We start from the raw sequence: 23374 nt of genomic DNA on the forward strand, positions 1-23374 counted from the left end.
CAGGCTGGCTGGACTGTACGCTTTTCATGGATTAGCGGCGCTTGCGGACACGGAAGTTGTCCTCGATCAACAGCCAGTTTTGCGGAAAGGGCAACCCCAGCCTCCAATAGCTGACGCCTCTAAGGCCGAGCTCCTTGACCAGATTGAACTTTGCTTGAATCGACCGCGCATCCTCAAACCAGACGCGATGGCGCCGCCCCTGGTCGTCGGTGTATTCAAAAAACGGCGCTTGCGCCCGGCTGTCGTACTGGATTGGCGCCTGCTCCCTCTGAGCGAGCGCAACAGCTGCTTGCGGACTTAGCGCGCGAGCGGTCGTACCGGGCTGATACGGCAGTGTCCAGTCGTAGCCGTAAAGATTTTGCCCCATCAAAATTTTATTTGCCGGCATCTCCGTCAACGCGTATTCGAGTACCCGGCGGACAGGGCCGATCGGCGAGACAGCCATGGGCGGGCCTCCGCTATATCCCCATTCATACGTCATGATGACCACGAAGTCGGCGATTTCACCGATCGCCCGATAGTCGTGGGCGGCATACCATTTGCCCGGCTGCTCCGCGCTTGTTTTCGGAGCTACTGCGACAGACATCATGAAGCCGTTTCTTCTTGCCCGCTCCCGGGCACGCCGCAGAAACCGCGCATATGCCTCTCTGTCGGTGGCAGGCAACGCTTCCAGATCAAAATGGATGTCGCCAAATCCGAGGCTGGTGGCTGTAGTAATGATGTTGTCCAGAAGGCGATTTTGAACGGTCATGTCGTTTAACACCAAGCTGCCCAGCTCCGGACTGAATTGATCGCCCTCCAAATTGGTGATCGCCATCATGAGGACGACCCTATTTTCCTGGGCGATTTGGCGAAAATCATCCAACGGGGGCGGTGTCAACGTGCCGTCCCGATTTATTCTGAAGCTGAAGGGCGCCAAATACGTCAAATGAGGGGCAGCCGTCCGTACATCCTCCTCCAAGGCCGGCGTCACCGTTCGCCTCGGCTCCGCATATGCGTTAAAATCGGCCGCTCGACGAGGCCGTGGAGGGATGTACAAACGGAGCCCCACTTCTATCGGGCGGTACAGGGAAATCTGGTTTACACGAGCCAGCTCGGCAGCACTGATGCCAAAGCGCTGCCCGATCGTATACAGCGTATCCCCGGGCCGCACCCAGTAGTAGCTGCCCACAATAGGGATCACCAGCGCCTGTCCGACGACGAGCTGGTCGGGCTCCGGTATTTGATTGGCTCTGGCAATGGCTTCCGCTGTGGAACTGTACCGCTCCGCGATCGTGCTCAAGGTCTGTCCCCGCTCTACGACATGGATCTGCATCGTTCTCCTCCTTCACGTTTTGTCTCTCTCTTTCATGTATTCAACGTGAAGGCAATAGGTGTATGTCTAGAAGTTCCTTTTTAGAGTCCGATACAAAAAATCGACAGACCGAAAAGCGAAATGCTTCTCGACGAGCCGTCCCTGGCGAAAGATGAGCAGCCCCGGCACGCTGGTAATCTCCCACTTTTGCGCAAACTGCGGCCCTGTATTTATATTGAACCGATAAAGGGGGACTCCGTGAATCGTCTGCTCGACGATTTCGAGCATTTTTTCTCCCAGCTTGCACGTTCCGCAAAAAGGAGTGTAGAGAAAGACCGCTGCCTGTTTTCCGATAGCCGGGTCTTCCATCTTCGCCAATTCGTAGACTGTCAGCTCTTGCACCTGTTTTTCCCCGTTTCTGCTTTGATCAGTAGTACCATCCTAAAATCGGATGATGTACGATGTCAAGTAAACGAGATTCAGCTGGCAGAAGAAAACCCTCTCGATGTTTTTTTCGCGAAACGAAAGCGGATGGCTCAAAACTTCCCTTGAATGCGGAAAATGATTTCGGCAAAGAGCGTCGCAAACAAAAAGGTGCCTGTGTACACCACGAGAGAGATGACGACAATTCTCCAGCTTAGCCGCTTGAAGCTGTCGATGTCTTTCCCGAGAGACAGACCGGCATAAGCCAGAATGGGCGTAGCCAAAGCCATGAAGTTTACCTTCCCGGCTGCATCCGCCAGAAACGCATTACCTGGAAAAATCGGAGAAGTAACAAGCAGTGCAATCAAGGAAATCCAGACGACTGCCGGGCTTTTAAACGGCAGAATCCCCGCAATTCCCCAACCGATCACGGTGATGGCAATCACGATCAGAATACCGGGAAGCGCTTCCAAAGGTGAAACGCCGTAACCGATCCAGTTGCCGATCACAGCGATGAGTCCGATCAGCGAGATGATCAGCAGCTTTTTTTTCATATCCTCGTTTCCTCCTCTTTCGCCACTTGATTTTTGGCTATTTTCGGCGCCAGCCACCCGTAAAGCTTCACGGTCACCGGTAAGGAGAAGAAGATACAGATATACGTACCGAGAATCGTCGTGATCAGGTTCGCCGCTCCGGCAAAGACAGCGATGTCCTTTTCAAACTCGGGGAAGACGACGGCCAGCGCGCCGGAGGCGGCGGCCATCATGCTGCCGGAACCAACTCCTGCTCCCATCGCCAATGAAATCGGATGAAAAATGCCCATACTGCCGAGAAAGCCAGCCAAAAGCGCGAGGTAAATGGCTCCAAACAGCGTGCCGCATACGTAAACGCCGAGCGCTCCTCTGCCTTCGGGCGAGTCGGCCCCGTACTTTTCCGAAATAATGGCCAGATTCGGCTCGCGGTCAATAGAAAAGGTCGCGCCAATCGATTCGCGTCCCATGCCAAGCCACAGGGCGATCGGCAAGCCGAGAACAATCGTGCCGACAAAATGGCCGACCTCCTGGAAGGTCAACGACCAGCCCGCATCGAAAATTTGCAGCAGCGACGGCCCCAGCATCGTGCCCAGCTTGGCGACGAAAAGCATAAAGGCAATCCCGAGAATCGTCGCGGCTTTCTTCATCTGCGGCTCGCTTAACCAGCGAAACGCAGGCCAGCTGATGATTCCTCCCAGGACGAGCACGTACAGCATCGGGAACAGGGCCAATACGCCAAAGCCCAGATCGATTTTCTTGGCGCCGATCCATTCTCCGACCATGACCAGGAGCAAGACGATGAGATGAAGCTTCCAATCACGCACATTGCCATTCATTTTTGATCACCTCGAACTTTTTTCGTTCTAGCGAAAAAACCTGAGAAACGGGAAAAGCGTGTTTCCCCAAAGGAAACACGACTCCCTCTAGCGAGCAATGCTGTCCTGCCCCAGTTGTTCGATGACCGTGCATACGGCTGACGAATCCCAACCTCCCTTCCCTTGCGCCATTGCCGCCTCGTAGAGCTGAAGCACTGTAGAGCCGACGAGTGAAGGCGTCTGATGCTGGCGGGCGGTATTTCCGTACAGCTGCAAGTCCTTGAGCATATGTGCAAGCGAAAAAATCGTTTCGCTGTACGTCCCGTGGAGAATATTCGGTCCGAAAATGGCGAGCACTCGATTGTGTGCAGAGCCTTTATCGATCACAGATGCCAGCTTCACCGGGTCCACCCCGGCTTTTCTGGCGACGAGCAAGGCCTCGCCCAGCGCAGCGGTGATGGTTCCCACTATTGCGTTGTGGCATAATTTCGCTACCTGCCCTGCTCCCGCTTCCCCGATGTGAATGATTTCTTTTCCGATGGCTTGCAAATACGGCATTGCCTCCGCGAGCTTGTCGCCATCTCCGCCCACCATGACCGTGAGCGTCCCATTCCGGGCACCTGCGGGGCCGCCGCTTACCGGACAGTCAAAAAATCGGCACCCCCGCTCGCGTGCGTGCCTGTACAATTTCTGGGCTGTAGCGGGGTCAATCGTACTCGTGTCAAACACCATGCTCCCCGGCTGGAGACTGTGAAAGACGCCGCTTTCTCCCAGCATCACCGCCTCGACAATCTCCGGCCCGGGCAGCGAGGAGAATACGATCCGAGCGAAACGCGCCACTTCTCCGGGTGCCGCTACGGTTTCCGCCCCCTGCTCCTTGGCCCATTCCATCGCCTCCGGATTGGCATCATGGGCAAAAACGCGATACTCCTTCTGGAGCAGAGTCGAAATCATCCCTTTCCCCATCGCACCGATTCCGATAAACCCGATCTCTTTCATGACCACCCCTCCTGAGCCGCTACGGGCGAATATAGACCGTTTTCAGGTCGACATAGAAGTCAAGAGCCGATTCTCCCTGCTCGCGGGGACCCAAACCGGAGATTTTTTTCCCGCCAAACGGAAAGTGCGACTCAAAGTGGGTGGACGGCATGTTTACATGGGTCACACCCGATTGGATTCCCCTCACGAAGTGAAAGGCTTTGTTCAAGTCATTCGTAAAAATCGTGGACGACAGCCCAAACTCAACCTGGTTGGCTACCTCCATGGCTTCCTCGAATGACCGTACGTCGATCACTGAAATGACGGGTCCAAATATCTCTTCCTGGGCGATCGTCATCCCCGGGGTGACACCGGTAAAAACGGTCGGCGCCACGAAATATCCATCTCCGCGGCCTTCATCAGTCAGACGGGTCCCGCCGCACTCCAGCTTCGCCCCTTCCTCCACTCCTTTTTGCACGTAGTGAAGATACGTCTGCAGCTGATTTTCGTCAGCCAGCGGGCCATTGTCGCTGGCCGGGTCAAAGCCGTCTCCCACCTTCATCGCCTTGGCCCGGGCGATCAGCTTTGCTTTCACCTCATCCGCCACTTCCGGCAGGACAAGTACCCGGCTGGTCCCGGTGCAGCGCTGGCCGTTGTCAAAAAATCCGCTCGTCACGATGCAGTCAATCGCCAGATCGACGTCTGAGTCCGGCATGATAATCGCCGGATTCTTGCCGCCCATCTCGGCCTGGATTTTGCCGCCCCGCGCACCGACAGCTTTGCCTAGGGCGAGCCCCACCTCGGAAGACCCGGTAAAGGAGATGCCCTTGATCAGCGGATTGCGGGCCAGCTCTTCGCCGATGACTGCTCCGGGGCCTGTGACAAGATTGACCACGCCAGCCGGAACGCCGCTCTCGATCAAAAGTTCCGTCAGCTTGGCGCTGATCAGAGAAGTGTTGCTAGCCGGTTTGAATACGACCGTGTTGCCTGCCAATATGGCCGGTACGATTTTCCACAAGCCGATCCCAAGTGGAAAATTCCACGGAGCGATGATCGCAAATACGCCGATCGGTTCGCGAACGGTATACGCGAATACGTTTTCATCAAAGGACGGGACTGTTTGACCAGTCAGCCTGGTCGCCTCGCCCGCAAGCTGTTTCATCGACAGGATCGTCTTGTTGACCTCGCCCCTCGCTTCCCTGAGCGTTTTGCCTACCTCGCGGGTGATCGTCTCGGCCAATTCTTCAAGACGCGCTTCCAGCAGATGAATAAGCTTGTACAAAAACTCGCCACGCAAAGGGGCTGCCTTCCTGGACCAGGAGGAAAAAGCATTCGCCGCCGCTTCAATTGCGTGCCGCGTATCTTCTGCGTTTGACTTTTGAAAATACCCGAGCACCTCTTGTGTCCGAGCAGGATTGATGCTCGGAAATACCTCGCGGGTCACACTGGACACCCATTCGCCATTGATATAGTTGCTGTACGTAACCGTCAATTGCCCCACCTCCAGATTGTTATGGGATAATTGTATAAATTCAAAATAATTGGTACAATGTGCAAGTCACCATTGTTATTCCGTTATCTATGTATGTTCTCACATTGAAAGGGTGATTCTTTGCGTACGATACAGATGCTGCGTGATTGCTTGCGTAAGCTGTGCGGATCGAAGCCATATGCCATCTGGGTAAAAACGCAAAGAGACCGCCACCTGCGCTTGCTCTTCGCTACAGATGACGGTCTCGCGCTTCAGCATGATCCCCCGTCGCCGACTGGCCTTAGGGAAGCCCACTTTTCTTGGCAGAGTCAGTACGGCCAATTCAACGCCCCTCCCTTCCGCTACCTGCATTTTTCCCTGGCCGACGACAGCCTGGCATTTATCCGGATCGACGGGACTTGCCCAGTTCCCCCGGCATCTGACATGCAGCTGCTCCTGGTGCTCTTGCGCCTTCTGGAAGCGGAAGAAACAATCCAGGCGAAGAGCGTCGAGCTTTCAAAGATCATGGAAGGAACACGCTCCATCGCCTCTTTCCTTGACCTGGACAGCGTGATCCACAATTTGATCCAAAATACGCTTTCCGTCATCCCTGCGGCAGATGCCGGCCTGCTGCATTTGTACGATCCCGCCCTCGAACGATTGGTGCCGAGAGCGGCGGTCGGCTTCCATGAGAGTGTGATTCACCGCTTTCGCCTGCGGGTGGGCGAGTCCATTGCGGGTAAAGTGTACCAGGATGGCGTTCCCCGCATATACCGCACACAACATGAGGTGAAACAAGGCATGCAGGACATCTCTCCGGAGAATTACGTGCACCTCAACGAGGCGAAGGAACTGACTCGTTTGCACGGGCTTATGTGTGTTCCGCTCTCCATCGGCAGCGAGCGGATCGGTGTGCTCGTTCTCCACCAGTTCCACGAAGAAACTTTCTTTTTGGCCAGCGATCTGTTGATCCTGCAGGGCGTCGCGGACTTGACAGCGATCGCTCTGGAAAATGCCCGGCTCTACGAACATACGAAAGCGGCGCTCGAACGCACCGCACAGCTGAGCGAAGAGCTGCGGCTCAAGCACGATGACCTGTTGAAGCGGACGGAAATTCATGAAACGCTGCAGCAGCTTTCCCTGCAAAATAAAGGACCGAGAAAATTGTGCGAGCGCTCAGCCGGATGGTGGGCAAACCGCTTCTCTTGATCGACTGGCTGGAGCAGCGCCTCTATCCGCCGCTTCCAAAGCTGGAGGAGATATGCAGCTGGGATGAGCTGACGATCATGATGGGATCCAAACGCCGTCCCGCGTGGGTCACTGTCCACGACAAAGAGCAAGACGGGGATGTTCATGTTTGCATGTACCCACTCGTGAACGGCTCTGTCTTCCTCGGCTGTCTGGTGCTTCGCTCGGATCGACGCTCCTTCTCCGATCTGGAGCGGATCACGATCGAGCAAGGGATCTCCATCCTCGCGCTCGACCTCGTGAAAAAGCATTCGCTTAGCTCTGTCTTTTACAAACGCTCGCACGATTTTTTCCAGCACCTTTTGACTTCCAAAGGAACAGAATTGGCGGAACAGGCGCAAGCTTTCGGGCTGAGTCCCGACGCGACCTACATCTGTGTGCACGCGATGCTGCTGCGCTGCCAGGACTTGACCAAGCAGGAAGCCAATGTTCATCGCATCGTTACCCGGTGGAAACAGCTCTATGCGGATCTGGAAGTGTTGACATACGGCTTTCACAACCAGCTGACGATGCTGATCGATTTGCCCCGGCAAACTCATCCCAGGACCTGCATGGAGCGATTGCATCATTTCATCGAGGAATGGAATCGTCTGGAGGATAGCCAACTGTCCGCCGGGATCGGAGGTGTTTACAATGGCTTTGAGCAGATCGCAAAAAGCTTCGAGGAAGCCAAAAAAGCGGTTCTCTACCTGCGTAACCGGAACCGCTTTGGAGTCGTGCACTACGGAGATTTGGGCGTAAACCAGCTGCTGGTTCACCAATCGTCGGAGGATCAGGAAGCCTTTGTCCGCAGCGTTTTTTATCCACTTTGGGAGAAAAAGGAGAAGTACAGCGATTTGGAGAAAACCTTGCTCGTCTATGTCAACAGCGGTCAATCGGCCCATCTTGCGGCCAGGCAGCTGCATATTCACATCAACACGCTGTATCAACGGTTGCGAAAAATCGAAGAGCTGCTTGGTGTTGACTTCAAGCAGCCTGAGGATATGCTCAAAATTCAGCTGGCCTGCCATCTGCAGTCCGAATCATAGCGGCCCTCTCGCTACATCAGCTTCAACAGCCACTCCAGCAGGACACGCGAGACTCCAACGACGAATATGGACTGACCGACTCCGCTGAGAAGCCCGGTGACAACCCGCAGCACATTGTTGCTCTCCCTCCACTGTAAATACTGGGTGCAGCCATCGACAAGCATCGGCACCTGCAGCAAAACCCCTGCGTACCAAGGGATCGTAAAAGGAACGAACAAGAGCAGCGGCAGCAACGTGTAGCCGGACAAAATAGCGGTGCAGCGGGCACAGAGCGGGAGCCGTTTGCCTCGAATGATCAGCGACCGGGATGGCATGCGGTGGCATGGAACGAAAGAAAGAGACATCATCTTGCCGAGCCAATCTGTCTTCACGGCGTCCCCGCTCCGCAGTCCGGCAAACAGTCGCAATCCGGTATCGAGCCTGTCCCGCAATCGACAAAGCCGCAATCACACGACGAGCATTTTTTACGCTTGGACGGATAAGCAACCAGCAAAAACACTATCAATCCAATCCCTGCAACGGTCAAAACGATGCCCCATACGAGGGCGTTGTTTACGAGTAGCCCGATACCGGTAATCAGGCAAATAAGGGCGACCATCACGTATAAGTAGAACAAGCGAAACCCTCCCTGTTCCAGCCATTTTATCACAAAAAAGGAAATACCCACCTATGACTCCAGGCGATTTGTCGCTGCTGTTTTTCTCTCCTGTCCCTCTTCTCTCTGCACCTTTTATCAATAGACAACGGCTCCGCCATATTTTGACGGAGCCGAAATTGTCTTACTTCAGTGAAAACACTTTTGTGATCTGCGGCAATGCTTCGATCGCCGCAGCTACTTCTGCGGAGATCTCTTCATCGGTAATGGAAACGAGCAAAGCATTTTTTCCCTTCTGCTCGCGGGAAACATTCAGCTTCGAGATGTTGATCTGGTTGTCGGCGAGTATCCGCGAGACGTCGTAGATTACGCCCGGATAGTCGATATGATACACCAGAAGGCCGTGAGAACCGGGAGGAATCCGGCACGGGCAGTAATTGATCTCGCTAATGTACACCTCTCGCCAGTCCTGGGCGATCGTATACTTGTTGCCGCCCATTTTGACAATCGCCAGGTGATTGGCATATTCACCCGAACTTGTTTGAACGGCTGCGTTGCCTCCCAATCCTTCGCTTAAGGCTCGGGCAATCTCGTCCCTGTTTTCATGGGACAGGATGGAGATAGAGGCGGTGTCCGTCTTTGTTTCCAGTCGGCGTATCAAGCGGGCGATTTCAAGCAAGTCTTCTCTGTTCGACATGGTCTTTATCACGTCCTACTCTGATCATTACTCAGGTAAAATCCACTCTTCTTTCTCTTTTATTATAGAGGATTGATTGTCGGAGCGGTACCATGCCGTTTGCGCTTTCCCCTCTACCTCGTAATCGATTTTGTAAATGGTATTGCCTTTGCCGCTCTCCGTAAAGGGGCTTTCCTCTTTGGGAACGACAAGTATTTGCTGGACCTTTCCGCCTTTTGCCCCGATGACATCATGGATGACAGCGACATGTTCCTGGCCCAGGGATTGCATCCCAAAATAAGCGAGTACCGCCAGTAAAACTGCTCCTCCCAAAAAAATCAAGATCATCACTTTTGATTTCTTTGTCGCTTCCACGTCCGATTCTCCATTCCCTCAATTATTTCCCTGCGTCCAGGGGAGTGACCTTGTCGATTGTCCCTCCGCCCAGGCATTCTTCCCCGTTGTAAAAGACTACAGCTTGTCCGGGAGTAACCGCTTTTTGCGGCTGGTCAAACACAACTTCTACTGTGTCGTCTTCACGAATATGCACCGTGACCTGCTGATCCGGCTGTCTGTAACGGAATTTTGCCGTACAAGTGAACGTCGCGCTCGGTTTTCGGTCGCTGATCCAGTTTACATCTGTTGAAACAAGGCTGGTCGAAAACATTCGCGGATGATTAGCCCCTTCGGCAACGACCAAGACATTCCGCTCCAAATCTTTATCCACCACAAACCACGGTTCTCCTGTCTTGCCGTGGCCGCCGCCGATCCCGAGACCTTGCCGTTGCCCGAGCGTGTAGTACATCAAGCCGTCATGCCGGCCGACGACATCGCCGTCAACCGATTCGATATTCCCTGGCTTGGCCGGCAGATAGTTTTGCAAAAATTCCCGGAAGTTGCGCTCGCCGATAAAGCAAATCCCGGTACTGTCTTTTTTCTTGGCAGTCGCAAGGCCAGCCTTCACGGCGATTTCCCGAACCTCCGGCTTGCTCAAATGGCCGATCGGAAACATCGTTTTGGACAGCTGCTTCTGATTAAGCGCATTGAGAAAATACGTTTGGTCCTTATTGGTGTCCTTGCCGCGGAGCAGCTTGTACTCGCCATCCTGGAAGGCAACCTGGGCATAGTGCCCGGTAGCAATGTAATCTGCCCCGAGGTCCATTACCTTGGCCAGCAGCTCGCCGAATTTGATTTCTCTGTTGCACATGACATCCGGATTGGGTGTCCGCCCGCGGCGGTATTCATCCAGGAAGTACTGGAACACTTTTTCCATATACTCTTTCTCGAAATTGACCGTATAGTACGGAATCCCGATCTGATCGCAAACGCGTCGAACGTCCTGAAAGTCTTCTTCCGCTGTGCAGTGGCCGAATTCGTCGGTATCGTCCCAGTTTTTCATGAAGATGCCGATCACATCATACCCCTGTTGCTTTAACAGGTATGCGGTCACGGAAGAATCGACCCCTCCAGACATGCCGACGACGACAGGTGTATCTTCTGGTCTTTTCATGGTCGTTCTCCTCACTGTGAATTTGTACCTCTACAGATTATCATGTTTCGCAAAACAATTCATGTATTCTTGCGCGAAAAACGCCTGCCGAAGTGTCCGGCAGGCGCATGCAGGCTTATTCCATTTGCGAAGCCTCGTCTTTGATTTCGGAACGGAAGCCCTCAATACTCTCTTCCCTGCGTTCGTTTTTTTGCTCCAGTCCGGCTTTTTCCTCAGCAGAAATCTCATCGCCGTGCACATTGAGATAGTCGCGTGTTTCGCGAATGTTCTCCATGCTGTTTTGAATCATTTCTTGCAGCTTTTCAACATTGTCCGAGCGGTTGTCTGGTTTGGCCATGCGGCACACTCCTTTGCAGGTATCATTCCACATCCTTACCATTTTGCGCCCGGACAGGACACTTTATGTACACATCGGCGCGTCCTCTCCCGCACAGTCTCCTGATCACTCTGCAGGCCTTGGGCCAGCGTCCATACCGGATTCCGACACGGTCATCAACGGCTTGACCGAAGCATCTGACACTACCCGGATTTGACAGGAGAGGCGTATCTTTTCATCTGTGATTCCTTTGGCCTCACGCAATTTCGCTTCCGCTTCCCCCATCGGTCCGAGATCCCCTGACAACACCTCCACTCGACAGGTTGTACAGCGTGCATTGCCGCCGCAGCGATGAAGGATATCCACTCCATTGTCCTCTAAGGCGAGCACCAGCTTTGTTCCTTCCGCCACTTCAAACGTACCTTTTCCCAACACTTCGATTTTTGGCATACTGCATCCCTCCTGGACTTATTCTATCCATAAAAAGGAAAGTCTGAACAGAAATCTGCTGTTGTTTTGGATCCACGGTCACAAGAATCGGCTCGATTCAGATTATCGAACCGCCTCTGCCACACTCCAGTGGCCGTTTGTCCTCTTCATCTCGCGGATTTCCAGGATGGCATCCTTGTTCAAAGGACCGTAGATATGCGGATACAGCAGACCGTCCTTCGCTTGCTCGTATTTGACCGGCGAGACAATCTTTTGCTCCTCAATGACCAATACATACAGCTCATCCGCAAAATCTGAGTAGACCCGATCGGCCACCTTGCGCAGCAGCTCCTCTCCCTTTGTAGCATGAATAAAGCCTTCCTGTTCATAATCGCGGGGGAGGTAGGTTTCCTTTCCCGACCATGTTTCCCAGTAGGACTTGGGTACCAGGCAATAGATGATGTCCATAAACATTCTCCTTTTCTGTGTTCAGCGCTGTATCTTGTCTTTGCTCATCTGGATTCACGCTGTGATAGGCAGGACGCCAGGCGACACCCGCTTGGCTAAGAGCCTCCAAGCGCCTTGTCAATGTGACGGATTGCCTTCAGATAGGCCATCTCGTCGATCCGATTCTGGTCATGGCGCCATTGAATGTAGTTGCGCAACGAATGCAGATCCACCCATGCGTCCTTTGCCTGCGGGTTATTCCCAGTCACTTCTCCCGTTATCTCGCCTTCCCGCACCAGCTTGGCCATCTCGGTCGGATGCATCCCGATTTGATACGCGATGTGATAAAGAGCCGTTTTCATTGAGCCTCCCCGTGGTTTGCGTTTTGCGTTCCTGATTTTCTCGTATCTATTCTGCCAATCTTTCTTCCGTTTGCCAAGCGGCCCTTCTTTTGATGCTTTCCACACTTCCCAATGAGTATTTACGTGTGTTCTACTATTGGAAAGAGAGGAAAATCTTTCTGCCATACATGTATTCGCTGCCTCACATGCATGTAAACCTATCGATTGGCTTTGGGAGGAATATTCATCATGTCTGATTTTTTGTCCTATACCATTCATGGAGAGCCCTTTATGCTGTTTTCGGTCTCCCATCTTGCCACACTTGTGCTGTCTGGGCTTTCCGTACTTGCTCTCTATGTACTGCGCAATACGTTACGGAAGCCTTTTGCGGAGATGGGGGGGCGGTATTGTTTGGCGGGGCTGCTGCTCTTAACGGAGGCAACCTTTCAGCTCTGGCATGTCTATACCGGGAGCTGGTCTGCCGCCTATACGCTGCCCCTGCAGCTCTGCAGCATCTCCTTGCTGTTTTGCATTGCGATGCTTGTGCGTAAAAGCTACCGAATTTACGAGTTCACATACTTTCTCGGCCTCGGAGGAGCCCTCCAAGCGATGCTGACGCCTGAACTGTTTTACCCGTTTCCGCATTTTCGCTTTTTTCACTTTTTTCTGGCTCACGCAGCTATCATTCTCGCTTGCCTGTACATGACGTGGGTGGCGGAATTCCGGCCTACCATCCGCTCTTACTGGAAGGCTCTCGCCGTCTTGAATCTCCTTTTGCCAATCGTACTGATTGCCAATCGCATGACCGGGGGCAACTACATGTTCGTCTCGCAAAAGCCCGCCAACCCTAGCCTTCTGGATTACCTCGGTCCATACCCCTGGTACATCCTTTCGCTGGAAGGCGTGGCTGCCTTGCTCTTTTTCCTGCTGTACCTTCCGTTTTACGCTCAGACCAAAACGGAACGGAATCCATCGCAATCGGGGGCTGCTGTTTAGCCCCCCCTCTTCTTCGTCAAGACATTTTGCGGCAATGATGTTTGCTGCAGCTTTGTGGTAAAATGAACCACAAGGAGGTGTCTTGACTTGAATGAGGAAAAGAGATCGTCTGAATACCGTCCGCCTCAAGAGAATGAGCCTTTTAACAGCGTTGTCGACCACTACCGGAACATTGTAGGGACGCCTGACAAACCGATTGACCTGGAAAGCATGCCGAAGCCATTGCGATGGTTTGGCTATTTCTTCTTCAGCGTCATTCTGATCGGGAGCATTATGCTCCTCATCGCTTTCCTGATTACCTGAGCTCTCCCGGGAATACGATCAGGGAGAGTTTTCTTCCTGATAGCTGCGGGTCGCTGTTCCCAGCCTCAACCTCTTGACTGACAGCTTCCCCTACAGGTTTTGCGGGGATTCTTCGAGTATCTTCTTGTTAATGACTCTGATTTTTTCAACGGGAAACTTTGCATCTTCTGCATGCAAATAAACGGTATTATCCCCGGCTTCGTACACAAGCAGCCAGCCGCCATCCATTTCATCGGCGCCTTCTGATGCCGGTGTACCCAAAGCTTTTTTGATCTCCTCGAGGCTGGTGGTACTCAAGTGATACCCTGACAAATCAATCGCATAGACTTGCTCCTTGCCGTTAAAAAAGACGAATCCTCTTTGCAGATGCTCAAAAGCGTGGTACTGTCCTCCGTCGTAAAAATCCTTGCTCGTAACTTGGCCGTATTTTTCGCTCACCTCTTGCAAACTTGACCCGATCGAGATATTGAATCCGTTTAGCTTGTTATTGGTGAGGCCAGGCAAAAAGTTCTCATCCAATATGACCTTCGGGTTTCCTGCAGCAGCTTCCTGAGATGAGCCGGTTGTTTGATGTCCCGTTTCCTCAGTCGGCTTTTCAATAGATGATGGGCTGCTTTGCCCGGCTTCTGTCTCCGAAGTATTCCCTGAACCTGCAGCTGCCTGCTGCGGTGATGAAACCTTTGTTTGTTCTTGACAGCCTGCAACCACCACGCTTGCCAGTGCTATGCCCAATACGAATCGCTTCATTGCTTCTCCCCCTGTGCAATCTTCTTGCCAAGATTAGATTATACCAAATTATGTAATGCCTTTGGAATGTAATGGAAACCTTGGAGCGGAGGATGATGAAAATGCTTGGGAAGGTCGTCTCGGCTTTGCTTTTATTGATTTGGGGTTGTGCCGAAATCCTATTCGCCCCACATGTATAGGAAGGGAAAGGAGCGATTGCTGTTTCTTTTCGTCTTATTGGCGATTAGCGGGGGAATCTACTTCCTATTCTTTTAAGAAAGAAAACTTTTATGTAAGGATTTGGAGAAAATGGAAAAGAAACAGGAGTTGAAGCAATGACCGCAATCTGGAAGGATACACTCTCTTACGCTTGCCATGGTGAAGGAAAGCCGCTTGTTATCTTGCATGCTCTAGGAACAGACCACCGGGCCATGGAAGCATGGATGGAACCCCTTTTTGCCAATCGTCCAGGCTGGCTGCGCATCTATATTGATCTTCCGGCTCACGGACATAGCCAGGTAAAAAATGGGGGTAGAACCTCTGAGGATATGCTCGCGATCATACTGGAGTTTTTGGATGACTTCATACCGGGGAAGCGCTTTGCCCTGGCAGGCAAGTCCTTTGGCGGTTATATCGCACAAGGAATTTTTGCCAGAAAAAAAGCGCTTCTCGACGGTTTTTTTCTCCTCTCTCCCGCCCTCCATTTGCAGGAACGTACCTTGCCCGCCAGGACCATCGTGGAACGGGATGAGATGATGCTGCAAGAACTCGCCCCGGATATACGGGCAGCATTCGAAACGCTGATGACTGTACAAACCAGGGAGAATCTCGCGTATTTTCTGGAAGAGGTACAGCCAGGCCGTCTTTTGGCAGACAGAGATTTTCTCACCTCCGATTGGAGGACCAAAGGATACTTCTTCCCGTTTTCTCCCTTTGACGATATGGAGCCCCTGCGTTATTTCTTCTCGGTCGGCAGGATGCCGTTTGCGGCTACAGTGATCATTGGTCTATGCTTGAGCGCTTTCCGAACGCCACTTTTTCGGTTCTCCACGGTTCCGGCCATTTGCTGGAAATCGAAAAGCGCCAGCTGGTTCAGTCGCTTTGCGCCGACTGGCTCGATCGCGTAGAGCAGTTTGACCTCGAACTCCTCCCTCGGTTTATTCATCGGCAGAACGGTTCACATGTTTTTGGATAAAGGCCTCTGCCGATTCGTCGAGCATGTATTCTCTCTTCGGGTCCTCATTTACATCGGAATCAAGCTCTTGGTCGGTGATGTAAGGGGTATCCATATTTTGTCTGGCAATCAGCAGATTGATTTGCGGTTGTTGGTCACTGCGTTTATCCTTGTACACACTCATTCTCCTCGTCTGTTGAATGCGGCAAAACGCCAAATAGTCTCATTCAAAGCTTTTGCATTTTATTACTGTGTACCGGAAAAGGCCAAATTAACCGAACCTATTTATCGAAAGTTGAGGGATTCCAGTGAATTTGTTGCAGCTTACGCAATACTGTCTTGAGAAAAAAGGCGCTGTAGAGGATTTTCCATTTGGTCCGGAGGTTCATGTCATCAAGGTTGGGGGGAAAATGTTTGCACTATTGGCGACTGGAGAAAACGGTCTGCAAATCAGCTTGAAGTGCGAACCGGAGCTCGCGGAGACTTTGCGCCTGCAGTATGAGGCCATCAAGCCGGGGTACCATCTCAATAAGCGACATTGGAATACCATCCAAGTGGAAGCCGGCATGCCGGAGGGAGAACTTTTGAGCCTGATCGACCTTTCGTATGACTTGGTTTTCAAAGGTCTCCCGAAATCCGCAAAGCAACAGATCATCCTGTAGAGAGACAAGCCTGCGTGATTGTTTTTTCATGCCTGATTACTGCATCTTCTGACTTTGCCCATGACTCTTTACATGACCGCGACGCTCCTTGCTGTTTGTACTCCTTGCTCTGTAGGCGATTAGCTGATGGCTGAACGCCTCTTTCCCATGCCTACTGGTCACGTGTCTATCCACAAATGCAATCATCAGAATATACAGGTATGGTAATCCAAGAAAAAACAGAAAGGATGAAGTTCATGTATTCTTATCCTTGGCAAGGGTCAGGTCAAAGTTCCCAATGGTCCCCGCAAAGTCCGCAATGGTCTTCGCAAAGCTCCTATTGGTCAGCACAAAGTGCCCAATGGCCTGCTCAACGGGATCAGTATCGTCCGCCATCCAGACGCAGATTTTGCCCTGATCACTGTCGTTGGTGTCCCCCTGAATGCTGCCGTCGCCGTCGAGATAGAAGATACTAACCCTCATCAAACATCCGGGACATCGATCGTTTTTTCACGAAGGAATGTATTCGTAAATTATTTTCATGCAGAGCTATGTAGAGCCTCCCCAAAAAGGGCTGGCTCTTTTTTCTTTTTATGTGAAACGCATCTTTGGTAATATGAAGAGAGGAGTGTGATTGATATGGACAAAGCGTTTTATTATACGGTGGATCACAATCAGCTGGAAGAGTATAAAAAGATTCTGGACTTGATGAAAATCCCGTATTTCATTGAAGTGCCGGTTGCGCTTCTGCGACAAGGTGCGGATCAGTACGCGATCGTATTCCCCCATATGTCAGGCAGACTGTACGAGATGGTGCGAAAGCTCTTTCGCGGAGACGGGACCGCTTATCCCCAATGATCGAGTCCCTCCTTGCACGGGCGGCACAGAAAAAGCCCTTCAGCGTTATATCGCCAAAGGGCATTGGTTCCGCAACTATTTGTTGTCCACGTTAATAAAAGGAGTGGCTCCCCCCGTTACATTTGGCAGTTTGCCATCCCAACGGCGAATCGCTTCCAGCTGGGCCTCGATTTGCCTCAATTGAATCAGCTCAGGTGTAACCTCCTGCTTTTGCAGGCGGAGCGCTTCCGCTTGTGCCTGAGCTTTCGTAATTTCCTGCTCCTTCTCAATCTTGATCCGCTCAAGATCCAGCTTTGACTTGAGCGCTTGCTGCTCAGCCACTTGCTTCGCTTCAATCGCGCGGTCAAATTCCTCGCTGAACTTGAACTCCCGGATGTTGATTTCGTCCAGAACGATATAATACGAAGCCAGCTTTTCTTTTAGGGCCTCTTTTACTTTTGCACTTACTTCGGAGCGTTTGGAAATCAGCTCTTCTGCCGTATATTGTGCCGTTACCGCTTTTAGCGCTTCAGCGATTGCAGGATCGACAATTCGTGCCGCGTAGTCCATCCCCACCTCTTGATAAAGCCTGTTGACATTATTCCCATCCAAGTGATGGTTGACCGCGATGGTTGTCGCTACCGTCTGCAAATCCCGCGAGGCTGAAGTTTGACTGGTCTCCGACTTTTGGACCCGTACTTCCATCGGAATCACCGTTTGAATAAACGGCATACGGAAATGCAGACCTTCGTCAAAAACCTGCGGCTGAACGGCCCCCAGCTGTAATACGACTCCACGATGTCCCGCCTGGATTATCGTAACGGATTGAAAAATGAGAAAACCGATGATAAGAGCGGCAATGATGGTGACAATCGCCTTCGTCGTGCCCAATTTGGGATTCATTTGTGTGACTTTCTGATTTTCCATTCGATTCTCCTTTATTATTGGCATTATGCTTTGTCATACGAAAATACGGCACACAAGTTTCGAAAATTTCGCGTTACTCTCTATTAATGAAATATTATGCCAACAAAACAAAAACCTCTCTCAAGCAGGCAAACAAAAAGCCGCCAGATTCCCTGACGGCAACAAAAGGAGTAGCAGTGAATAAGCGAGGTACCTTTTTTGACTGCGGAAAGCCTGCTCAAGGTTGCGTTTCGGGGAAAATCAGGTAAATATAACTACAGTGAAAAAGTCTTTTGGGAAGGCATAGGAACATTCTCGCAGAGCGCTCCGTTATTTCCCGCTTATTAGGATGAAGTCTGGTGCATATGCTGTGTGCCTCCTTGCTCAAGATAAAGGTATGGAAAAAATCACATCGCTCATTCCCCCGGAGATCAAGAAACGAACGGAAGCAGAAATCAACGGCCTGACCTTTACGAAAAACTTTCGCTCGGCAACGGCAGAAGAATGGTATGTATTCTTGCCTGGGTTTAAAGATCCGCTGACGCAAGGTGCCGCAGGCAAGGTGATCATCCATTACGATTTGTACGGGAACAGGGATGTGTACATAAATACGACCATTATTTACGATGATCCCGCACTCCATCACCCAGACCTGCATACGCTTGTGTACGAGATTTCCGAAGAATTGGTAAACCGTCTTGTTAGTTACGCAGACACGTTGCTTTCCGTTCACGCCGGAGCCAATTCATACCAGGCCGAATATATTGGACATGCATAAACCAACTACCACTGCCGCTGCCGCATGCCGGCCGGAAATTTTGGCCTTCCCTTCACGGCTGCATGATCCTTGTTTGTTCATTGCCCCAGCTGCCTGTCGGGAAATTTAATCTGTTGCTGATTCTCCCTGTTATTTATCCAATCATTGGCAGTCTTTCCCCATATGATGATTAAAAACACGCAAACGTGGTGAATCTGTTATGGGAAAGTACCGGGATAGCGACAAAAAGACGAAACGGTTTCCCTGTTTTTACGGAAACTGGTGCGGCCCTGGATGCAGTGGCCCGGAACCGCCGATCGATGACGTAGATGCCTGCTGCAAACGGCACGACCTTTGTTATAAAAAACGAGGGTATTTTGCCTGCAGCTGCGACAAAAAGCTGCTGAAATGTTTGAAGAACAAGAGGAATCCAGACACAGAAGCGGGTAGAAAAGCAATGATGATGTACCTTTATTATCAGCATTGCTTCTGTGACCCTAACAGATAGCATCTCATTCCAAGGACGGGGCAGCAGTTCATGCCGCTCCGCTTCCCTTTCGTCCCCTCATAGCCAGGGGACTTTTCTTTGCCATTTTATTTTTCGGTCACGAATAACCCGCTTCAATCCAAGAAATAATAGTTTTGATGATATCTAGTGAATGGAGTTGGTGGCATTGTATCGTTTTCTACTCAAGCTGGTCATAAACGGTATTATTGTAGTCCCTTTTGTTTACTGGTTTACCGAAGCAAGCGTATGGGCTAGTATCGTCACATCTGTTGGTTTATCGATCATTGCCTACCTGATCGGCGATCAGCTGATTTTGAGAGCCTCGAATAACTTGGTAGCAACCTTTTCGGATGCGATCCTGGCCGCTGTCTACTTATGGGCGGTAGCCGCCTTCATGAGGTGGAACTTCAGTTTTGGCGAAATCCTTTTCACGGTGCTCGTTCTCGGTGTCGCAGAGTTCTTTTATCACCGCATTTTGGGCAGAGTCGATCAGCAAGAAAGGCAAGGTACCTGAGTCTCGGTTCAGCAAAAATGGATTTTCGAAAACAACCGTTTATCGACAACAATACGGCCAAAAAATCCGGGCGTTTGAACCAAGCCCGGATTTTTGGCCGTTTCTCTTCCATTCAGACCAATGGAGATAACAAATGATTCGCACTTCCAGCCTCTTCCGTTTACAATTACAGCAGGAGGTGTCAGACAAGTGACAATGGAGGTAGCAGCTGTCAGCATCAGCCCCACGCATACGTTTAGCAAGTCAAACCAAGCCTGTATACAGCTTCTCTCCGGACTCGGGGTGGCAGGAGATGCGCATCTGGGGAAGACGGTCAAGCACCGTTCGCGAGTGGCACAAGACCCTGCCCAGCCCAATCTTCGTCAGGTTCACCTGATTCACGCCGAGCTTTTCGAGGAATTAAAGGATGCGGGCTTTACGGTATCTGCCGGACAGATGGGGGAAAATATAACAACGCGGGGCATCAACCTGCTTGGACTTCCTGCAGGTACTCGACTATACTTGGGCGATATGGCGTTGGTGGAGGTTACAGGGTTACGGAATCCCTGTGCCCAGCTGGACCGCTTTCAGCCTGGCCTGATGGCAGCGCTCTTGGATCGCGACGAGGATGGAAACCTGATCCGCAAGGCCGGGATCATGGGGATTGTACTAGCGGACGGTGAGGTAAAGCCTGGCGATCCAATCCGGGTCGAGCTTCCTCCTGAACCGCACAAGCCGCTTGATCGCGTCTGAACAGTCAGAAGCGTCAAAGCAGTCTCAGAACATGAATAGGAGAGATAGTGCATGAATCCGTTGCTGCTTGACTTCCCTTGTGAATTTTTCACGGAAAGATTATTGATTCGGATGCCGAAGCCCGGTGACGGCAAGGCTGTTTTCCAAGCCATCAATGCTTCCATGGCGGAGTTGAAGCCATGGATGCCTTTCGCCCACTATGAACAGACCGAACAGGATGTCGAACTGAACATCAGGGAATCTTATGTGAATTTTTTGAAACGCGAGGATCTGCGACTATTGGTCTTTCATAAAGAATCCGGAGAATTTGTAGCCTCGTCCGGCCTTCATCGCATCAATTGGGCCATACCAAAGCTTGAAATCGGGTACTGGATCGACACTCGTTTTAGCGGCAAAGGATATATGACTGAAGCCGTTCAAGGCATCACCTCTTTTGCCTTCGAAGAATTGAAAGCGCGGCGAATCGAAATCCGCTGCGACCCAAGAAACGTGAAAAGTCGTGCCATTCCGGAAAAATTGGGATTTGCGCTTGAGGGGATTTTGCACAGCGACTCGCTTTCCGCAGACGGAAAAGAACTGCGGGATACTTGCGTGTTTGCCAAGGTAAAAAACTGAAGATAAAAACGCGATTTTTTCATACAACAGGCTTATCTAGAGCCTGTTGTTTGTTGCGGCAACATCAAGCAATGTTTGGCGTCAAATCAGCGGGTACTAAAGAAATTTGGTACTTTTTTCATTTGGAGTATATCGTTTTTAATTGTAGTAGAAAACTAATAGCTAGGAGTGAACGGAATTGCGCTTCCCCAAAATCTTGTTTTTCTACTACTTGCTCCTTTCGGTCGTTTTTTTCGGCGGAAGAATGTACATCATGGAAGCGAATCACATGAAGCAGGGTCCAGTAGCGATTGAAGCGTTTCACACTTTATTCCAATGGGTACGCATGTTCTCCTATTTTTACATCGTTCCGCTGTTGATAGCCGGTCTGATCGGATTGATCCGATTTGCGAAGAACAGGAAGCTTCCATTGTTTCTCCGTTTATTGATGAGCGTTTTATACATTTCGCTTGCTGCAGGGGCCGGTGCCGTCTTCATTTTCATTTTTGTTCTCCTGTTTTACGGTTTTGCGCCCTGACCGCTGCCTGTTTTCGGGTGTCTATTCAATGTCTTCCCATTGGGACCAGTTCTTTGACGCTCTCTAGTTTCCCGACCATCATTCAATGGGTAATGACTTTTGTGGGAAAATTTGCTAAAATGGAATTATCCTGATGGAAGAGGTGATCCCGGTGCTATATGTTGTAGGCGGGTTGCTTGTTTTGGTTGGATTAGCATGGTGTCTGAGCGGATCGATCAGCCTGAAAAAGCGGGATGAATACGCCACGAAGCACTCCATGGACGATTCTATCGCTCACCAGACGCTAAGTCAGATGCATAATCAACAGCATTTTTAGCATGGTTTATTGACGCGCTCTGAAGCGCGTTTTTTTATTCTCATCCATGACTGGGACACTCCAGGCAGCTCGCATCATTCACGCAGAAGTCGATCCTTGCATCAGGGCTATGCGGTCTACGCAGAAGCATTCCCCCGTATAAGCGTCAGTCTCCATGCAGACACTAGCTTTTTGAGGGGGTGACACACGTGGAAGAACGCCGTCACGAAAAAGGAACGCACACAGTAAACCAGCAGCCAGCAAACACCGTACACTCATCCTTGGACGAAAAAGAGATTGAAAAACGCCATCAATACCAAATGTTCCCTACACCAGACGCAGAAGATCCACCAGCAGCATCTGAAGAAATAACGGAATTAGATATTTAATCATTTACACCTTTCACACCTTCACCTGTACATGTGAGGGTGTGCTTCATTTTAGGAATCATTTGCCCCGTAGATTATAGCTCTGTCCACCTGTCAATGATTTCCGCATCCCAATTTGTCAACGATGACGGAAGTACAGTTGTCCATTTTCCGGTTCTACAGAAAAACAGCTATCTTAACCTATTCATCAATGGAATCATACAAGAAGGCAAATCGTATGTTGTTGAACCAAATGCACTTACAATCAATGCCCAAGGCGGAGCAATTTACGCCCGTACACCCATTACTATCGAAGTGGTTCGGTTCACGGTTGAATACAATTCTGAAAATACGGTTGAAGCAAACCGGCTGATCAGCCTATGAAATCAAGCACTTGAAAAAATAGAACCTTTGAAAAGAGGTGATTCCCAATGCCGATCGTGAAACCATTTTTGGCTGGAAGAAGATTTGCATCCACAATTGGAGCTGGAACAGGCACAGGTGCCACATTTGCGATTGCCGCAACGGCTTTCACAGATGATACCGGTGCAGCTGCTACAGCTTTCCCTGGATCGTTTGCGTATTACAATCTTTACATTAACGGTGTGATTCAAACAGCTGATACCTCCACTGTTACCACTACCACGATCACGATTCCGGGTGGAGACGCACTCGATCCGGCGACACCACTCATCGTACAGTTTGTCGTAACATAGGCTCCCTACCCTTTCACAATACCTACGAGCTTTTTGGTTGAAGGCATTGTGAATTTTCCAATAACGCCTGACTATTCATAAACTTCATCGGTAACGACCTTTATCCCGCGAATCACATTTGGCTTATCCGGCTTTCCCTTTAAAACATCCGCATAATAGAAACTGCTTAAAACAAAACGTGAATATGCCGGTTCTTCAGCTATTTTTTGATAGAAATCGCTTTCCACCAGCCCCAGGCGTTCCATAGCTTTTGTTTCATCACCGGGGTATTTCAATTCTTCCGTAAATTCTACGGTTATATGCGCAATCGCGCCTTCTATGTACATAACGGACACAGTTCCTATGGCAAGCTCGTAGTAATGCCGGACAAACGGTTTCTTTGCTCCCGATCCAAATAACGTCCATTCACCATTCTCCGTTTTGACCGGTTTGCCGAGAATTTCCGCGACTTCTTCCGCTTGATCGGATAGCTCCTGAGTTGCCTGGACCAATTTCTTTATGTCCAGTAGAGCAGCGGGTTTATCTGTTGTTGTTGCTGGGGCTTCAGACGTTTGTGCATCAAAGGATGTATTTGATGGTGTTAAAATCTGTTCCTTTCCCCCGCTGCATCCCGTCAAAACAGCGATTGAAAGCAAAAGGCATGTAATCAGTTTCATGAAGAACCT

36 protein-coding genes are annotated in these 23374 nt (G+C 50.9%); 16 read left to right on the forward strand and 20 right to left on the reverse strand.

From position 1 onward, the window contains the following. Positions 1–31: 31 nt before the first annotated feature. The 6 genes from Q3F21_RS22045 to Q3F21_RS22070 form a co-directional block, all read right to left on the reverse strand. The gene (locus tag Q3F21_RS22045; protein ID WP_340257893.1) at positions 32–1315 is read right to left on the reverse strand and encodes a glycosyl hydrolase family 18 protein; all 1284 of its coding nucleotides are present in this window, start codon (positions 1313–1315) and stop codon (positions 32–34) included. A 66-nt stretch (positions 1316–1381) separates the two neighbouring features. Continuing rightward, on the reverse strand, positions 1382–1696 hold the full coding sequence (locus Q3F21_RS22050) for a thioredoxin family protein (protein WP_340257895.1): 315 nt from the start codon (positions 1694–1696) through the stop codon (positions 1382–1384). 134 nt (positions 1697–1830) lie between these two features. Continuing rightward, a complete protein-coding gene (locus tag Q3F21_RS22055) occupies positions 1831–2271 on the reverse strand; it encodes a hypothetical protein (RefSeq protein ID WP_340257897.1) in 441 nt (146 codons plus the stop codon). Further along, entirely contained in the window at positions 2268–3086 is an 819-nt protein-coding gene (locus Q3F21_RS22060) for a DUF3100 domain-containing protein (RefSeq protein WP_340257899.1), read from the reverse strand. Before Q3F21_RS22060 ends, Q3F21_RS22055 begins: the two co-directional genes overlap by 4 nt. Before the next feature lie 87 nt (positions 3087–3173). Further along, positions 3174–4064, reverse strand: a complete 891-nt coding sequence (locus Q3F21_RS22065; RefSeq protein WP_340257901.1) for an NAD(P)-dependent oxidoreductase — start codon at positions 4062–4064, stop codon at positions 3174–3176. A 19-nt stretch (positions 4065–4083) separates the two neighbouring features. Continuing rightward, the gene (locus Q3F21_RS22070) at positions 4084–5535 is read right to left on the reverse strand and encodes an aldehyde dehydrogenase family protein (RefSeq protein WP_340257903.1); all 1452 of its coding nucleotides are present in this window, start codon (positions 5533–5535) and stop codon (positions 4084–4086) included. Between the two features lie 120 nt (positions 5536–5655). Here Q3F21_RS22070 and Q3F21_RS22075 point away from each other — a divergent pair, with 120 nt between their 5' ends. Together Q3F21_RS22075 and Q3F21_RS22080 are read left to right on the forward strand one after the other, a co-directional pair. After that, positions 5656–6723: a GAF domain-containing protein gene (locus tag Q3F21_RS22075; protein WP_340257905.1), complete on the forward strand. Its 1068-nt coding sequence runs from the start codon at positions 5656–5658 to the stop codon at positions 6721–6723. Beyond that, a complete protein-coding gene (locus Q3F21_RS22080) occupies positions 6681–7790 on the forward strand; it encodes a PucR family transcriptional regulator (RefSeq protein WP_340257907.1) in 1110 nt (369 codons plus the stop codon). The genes Q3F21_RS22075 and Q3F21_RS22080 overlap by 43 nt, the downstream gene beginning before the upstream one ends. An 11-nt stretch (positions 7791–7801) precedes the next feature. Here Q3F21_RS22080 and Q3F21_RS22085 read toward each other — a convergent pair whose 3' ends face one another. From Q3F21_RS22085 to Q3F21_RS22125, 9 genes are all read right to left on the reverse strand, one after another. Beyond that, positions 7802–8161, reverse strand: coding sequence for a DUF2085 domain-containing protein (locus Q3F21_RS22085; RefSeq protein ID WP_340257909.1), 360 nt, complete (start codon positions 8159–8161; stop codon positions 7802–7804). Continuing rightward, positions 8158–8406, reverse strand: a complete 249-nt coding sequence (locus Q3F21_RS22090; protein WP_340257911.1) for a hypothetical protein — start codon at positions 8404–8406, stop codon at positions 8158–8160. The genes Q3F21_RS22085 and Q3F21_RS22090 overlap by 4 nt, the downstream gene beginning before the upstream one ends. Before the next feature lie 163 nt (positions 8407–8569). Next, entirely contained in the window at positions 8570–9082 is a 513-nt protein-coding gene (locus Q3F21_RS22095) for an ACT domain-containing protein (RefSeq protein WP_340257913.1), read from the reverse strand. Between the two features lie 27 nt (positions 9083–9109). Further along, positions 9110–9436 (reverse strand): hypothetical protein, encoded by a 327-nt coding sequence (locus Q3F21_RS22100; protein WP_340257915.1) that lies wholly within the window; start codon positions 9434–9436, stop codon positions 9110–9112. A gap of 22 nt (positions 9437–9458) precedes the next feature. After that, complete coding sequence (gene mnmA / locus Q3F21_RS22105; RefSeq protein ID WP_340257917.1) at positions 9459–10571, reverse strand: tRNA 2-thiouridine(34) synthase MnmA; 1113 nt, start codon at positions 10569–10571, stop codon at positions 9459–9461. Positions 10572–10686: 115 nt separating this feature from the next. Continuing rightward, positions 10687–10908, reverse strand: coding sequence for a small acid-soluble spore protein Tlp (gene tlp, locus Q3F21_RS22110; RefSeq protein ID WP_340257919.1), 222 nt, complete (start codon positions 10906–10908; stop codon positions 10687–10689). 105 nt (positions 10909–11013) lie between these two features. Next, the gene (locus tag Q3F21_RS22115; protein ID WP_340257921.1) at positions 11014–11337 is read right to left on the reverse strand and encodes a 2Fe-2S iron-sulfur cluster-binding protein; all 324 of its coding nucleotides are present in this window, start codon (positions 11335–11337) and stop codon (positions 11014–11016) included. 102 nt (positions 11338–11439) lie between these two features. Beyond that, positions 11440–11784, reverse strand: a complete 345-nt coding sequence (locus Q3F21_RS22120) for a DUF952 domain-containing protein (RefSeq protein WP_340257923.1) — start codon at positions 11782–11784, stop codon at positions 11440–11442. A 95-nt stretch (positions 11785–11879) separates the two neighbouring features. After that, positions 11880–12125: a hypothetical protein gene (locus tag Q3F21_RS22125; RefSeq protein WP_340257925.1), complete on the reverse strand. Its 246-nt coding sequence runs from the start codon at positions 12123–12125 to the stop codon at positions 11880–11882. 228 nt (positions 12126–12353) lie between these two features. Here Q3F21_RS22125 and Q3F21_RS22130 point away from each other — a divergent pair, with 228 nt between their 5' ends. Then, positions 12354–13100, forward strand: coding sequence for a TIGR02206 family membrane protein (locus tag Q3F21_RS22130; protein ID WP_340257927.1), 747 nt, complete (start codon positions 12354–12356; stop codon positions 13098–13100). 87 nt (positions 13101–13187) lie between these two features. Then, positions 13188–13403, forward strand: a complete 216-nt coding sequence (locus Q3F21_RS22135; protein ID WP_340257929.1) for a hypothetical protein — start codon at positions 13188–13190, stop codon at positions 13401–13403. 90 nt (positions 13404–13493) lie between these two features. On the opposite strand, the gene Q3F21_RS22140 is transcribed toward Q3F21_RS22135, so the two are convergent. After that, entirely contained in the window at positions 13494–14150 is a 657-nt protein-coding gene (locus Q3F21_RS22140) for a DUF4309 domain-containing protein (protein ID WP_340257931.1), read from the reverse strand. Positions 14151–14464: 314 nt separating this feature from the next. Here Q3F21_RS22140 and Q3F21_RS22145 point away from each other — a divergent pair, with 314 nt between their 5' ends. Beyond that, on the forward strand, positions 14465–15256 hold the full coding sequence (locus tag Q3F21_RS22145; RefSeq protein ID WP_340257933.1) for an alpha/beta fold hydrolase: 792 nt from the start codon (positions 14465–14467) through the stop codon (positions 15254–15256). Positions 15257–15286: 30 nt separating this feature from the next. Here Q3F21_RS22145 and Q3F21_RS22150 read toward each other — a convergent pair whose 3' ends face one another. After that, positions 15287–15481 (reverse strand): hypothetical protein, encoded by a 195-nt coding sequence (locus tag Q3F21_RS22150; protein ID WP_340257935.1) that lies wholly within the window; start codon positions 15479–15481, stop codon positions 15287–15289. Between the two features lie 136 nt (positions 15482–15617). Here Q3F21_RS22150 and Q3F21_RS22155 point away from each other — a divergent pair, with 136 nt between their 5' ends. Next, a complete protein-coding gene (locus Q3F21_RS22155) occupies positions 15618–15965 on the forward strand; it encodes an MmcQ/YjbR family DNA-binding protein (protein WP_340257979.1) in 348 nt (115 codons plus the stop codon). A 234-nt stretch (positions 15966–16199) separates the two neighbouring features. Here the strand turns inward: Q3F21_RS22155 and Q3F21_RS22160 are convergent, their stop codons facing one another. Continuing rightward, complete coding sequence (locus tag Q3F21_RS22160; RefSeq protein WP_340257937.1) at positions 16200–16427, reverse strand: hypothetical protein; 228 nt, start codon at positions 16425–16427, stop codon at positions 16200–16202. A gap of 156 nt (positions 16428–16583) precedes the next feature. Between Q3F21_RS22160 and Q3F21_RS22165 the strand changes: the two genes are divergently transcribed. Further along, positions 16584–16802, forward strand: a complete 219-nt coding sequence (locus Q3F21_RS22165) for a hypothetical protein (protein ID WP_340257939.1) — start codon at positions 16584–16586, stop codon at positions 16800–16802. A gap of 75 nt (positions 16803–16877) precedes the next feature. Here the strand turns inward: Q3F21_RS22165 and Q3F21_RS22170 are convergent, their stop codons facing one another. Continuing rightward, positions 16878–17708 (reverse strand): prohibitin family protein, encoded by an 831-nt coding sequence (locus Q3F21_RS22170; protein WP_340257941.1) that lies wholly within the window; start codon positions 17706–17708, stop codon positions 16878–16880. A 376-nt stretch (positions 17709–18084) separates the two neighbouring features. Here Q3F21_RS22170 and Q3F21_RS22175 point away from each other — a divergent pair, with 376 nt between their 5' ends. The 9 genes from Q3F21_RS22175 to Q3F21_RS22210 all read left to right on the forward strand — a co-directional run bounded on the left by Q3F21_RS22175 (position 18085) and on the right by Q3F21_RS22210 (position 22709). Next, positions 18085–18465 (forward strand): hypothetical protein, encoded by a 381-nt coding sequence (locus Q3F21_RS22175; protein WP_340257943.1) that lies wholly within the window; start codon positions 18085–18087, stop codon positions 18463–18465. A 647-nt stretch (positions 18466–19112) separates the two neighbouring features. Then, positions 19113–19466, forward strand: a complete 354-nt coding sequence (locus Q3F21_RS22180) for a DUF2512 family protein (RefSeq protein WP_340257981.1) — start codon at positions 19113–19115, stop codon at positions 19464–19466. A 195-nt stretch (positions 19467–19661) separates the two neighbouring features. Continuing rightward, positions 19662–20198, forward strand: a complete 537-nt coding sequence (locus Q3F21_RS22185) for an MOSC domain-containing protein (RefSeq protein ID WP_340257983.1) — start codon at positions 19662–19664, stop codon at positions 20196–20198. Positions 20199–20249: 51 nt separating this feature from the next. Then, complete coding sequence (locus Q3F21_RS22190; protein WP_340257945.1) at positions 20250–20813, forward strand: GNAT family N-acetyltransferase; 564 nt, start codon at positions 20250–20252, stop codon at positions 20811–20813. 178 nt (positions 20814–20991) lie between these two features. Further along, a complete protein-coding gene (locus Q3F21_RS22195; RefSeq protein ID WP_340257947.1) occupies positions 20992–21330 on the forward strand; it encodes a hypothetical protein in 339 nt (112 codons plus the stop codon). A 151-nt stretch (positions 21331–21481) separates the two neighbouring features. Then, a complete protein-coding gene (locus Q3F21_RS22200; protein WP_340257949.1) occupies positions 21482–21646 on the forward strand; it encodes a hypothetical protein in 165 nt (54 codons plus the stop codon). Positions 21647–21834: 188 nt separating this feature from the next. Further along, entirely contained in the window at positions 21835–22014 is a 180-nt protein-coding gene (locus Q3F21_RS22205) for a hypothetical protein (protein WP_340257951.1), read from the forward strand. A gap of 96 nt (positions 22015–22110) precedes the next feature. After that, positions 22111–22377: a DUF4183 domain-containing protein gene (locus Q3F21_RS27530; RefSeq protein ID WP_425341294.1), complete on the forward strand. Its 267-nt coding sequence runs from the start codon at positions 22111–22113 to the stop codon at positions 22375–22377. Between the two features lie 47 nt (positions 22378–22424). Beyond that, a complete protein-coding gene (locus Q3F21_RS22210) occupies positions 22425–22709 on the forward strand; it encodes a DUF4183 domain-containing protein (protein ID WP_340257953.1) in 285 nt (94 codons plus the stop codon). Positions 22710–22780: 71 nt separating this feature from the next. Here Q3F21_RS22210 and Q3F21_RS22215 read toward each other — a convergent pair whose 3' ends face one another. After that, positions 22781–23365 (reverse strand): hypothetical protein, encoded by a 585-nt coding sequence (locus tag Q3F21_RS22215; protein WP_340257955.1) that lies wholly within the window; start codon positions 23363–23365, stop codon positions 22781–22783. Between the last annotated feature and the right edge of the window lie 9 nt (positions 23366–23374).

The organism is Brevibacillus borstelensis (assembly GCF_037834415.1).
Classification (GTDB): domain Bacteria; phylum Bacillota; class Bacilli; order Brevibacillales; family Brevibacillaceae; genus Brevibacillus; species Brevibacillus borstelensis_A.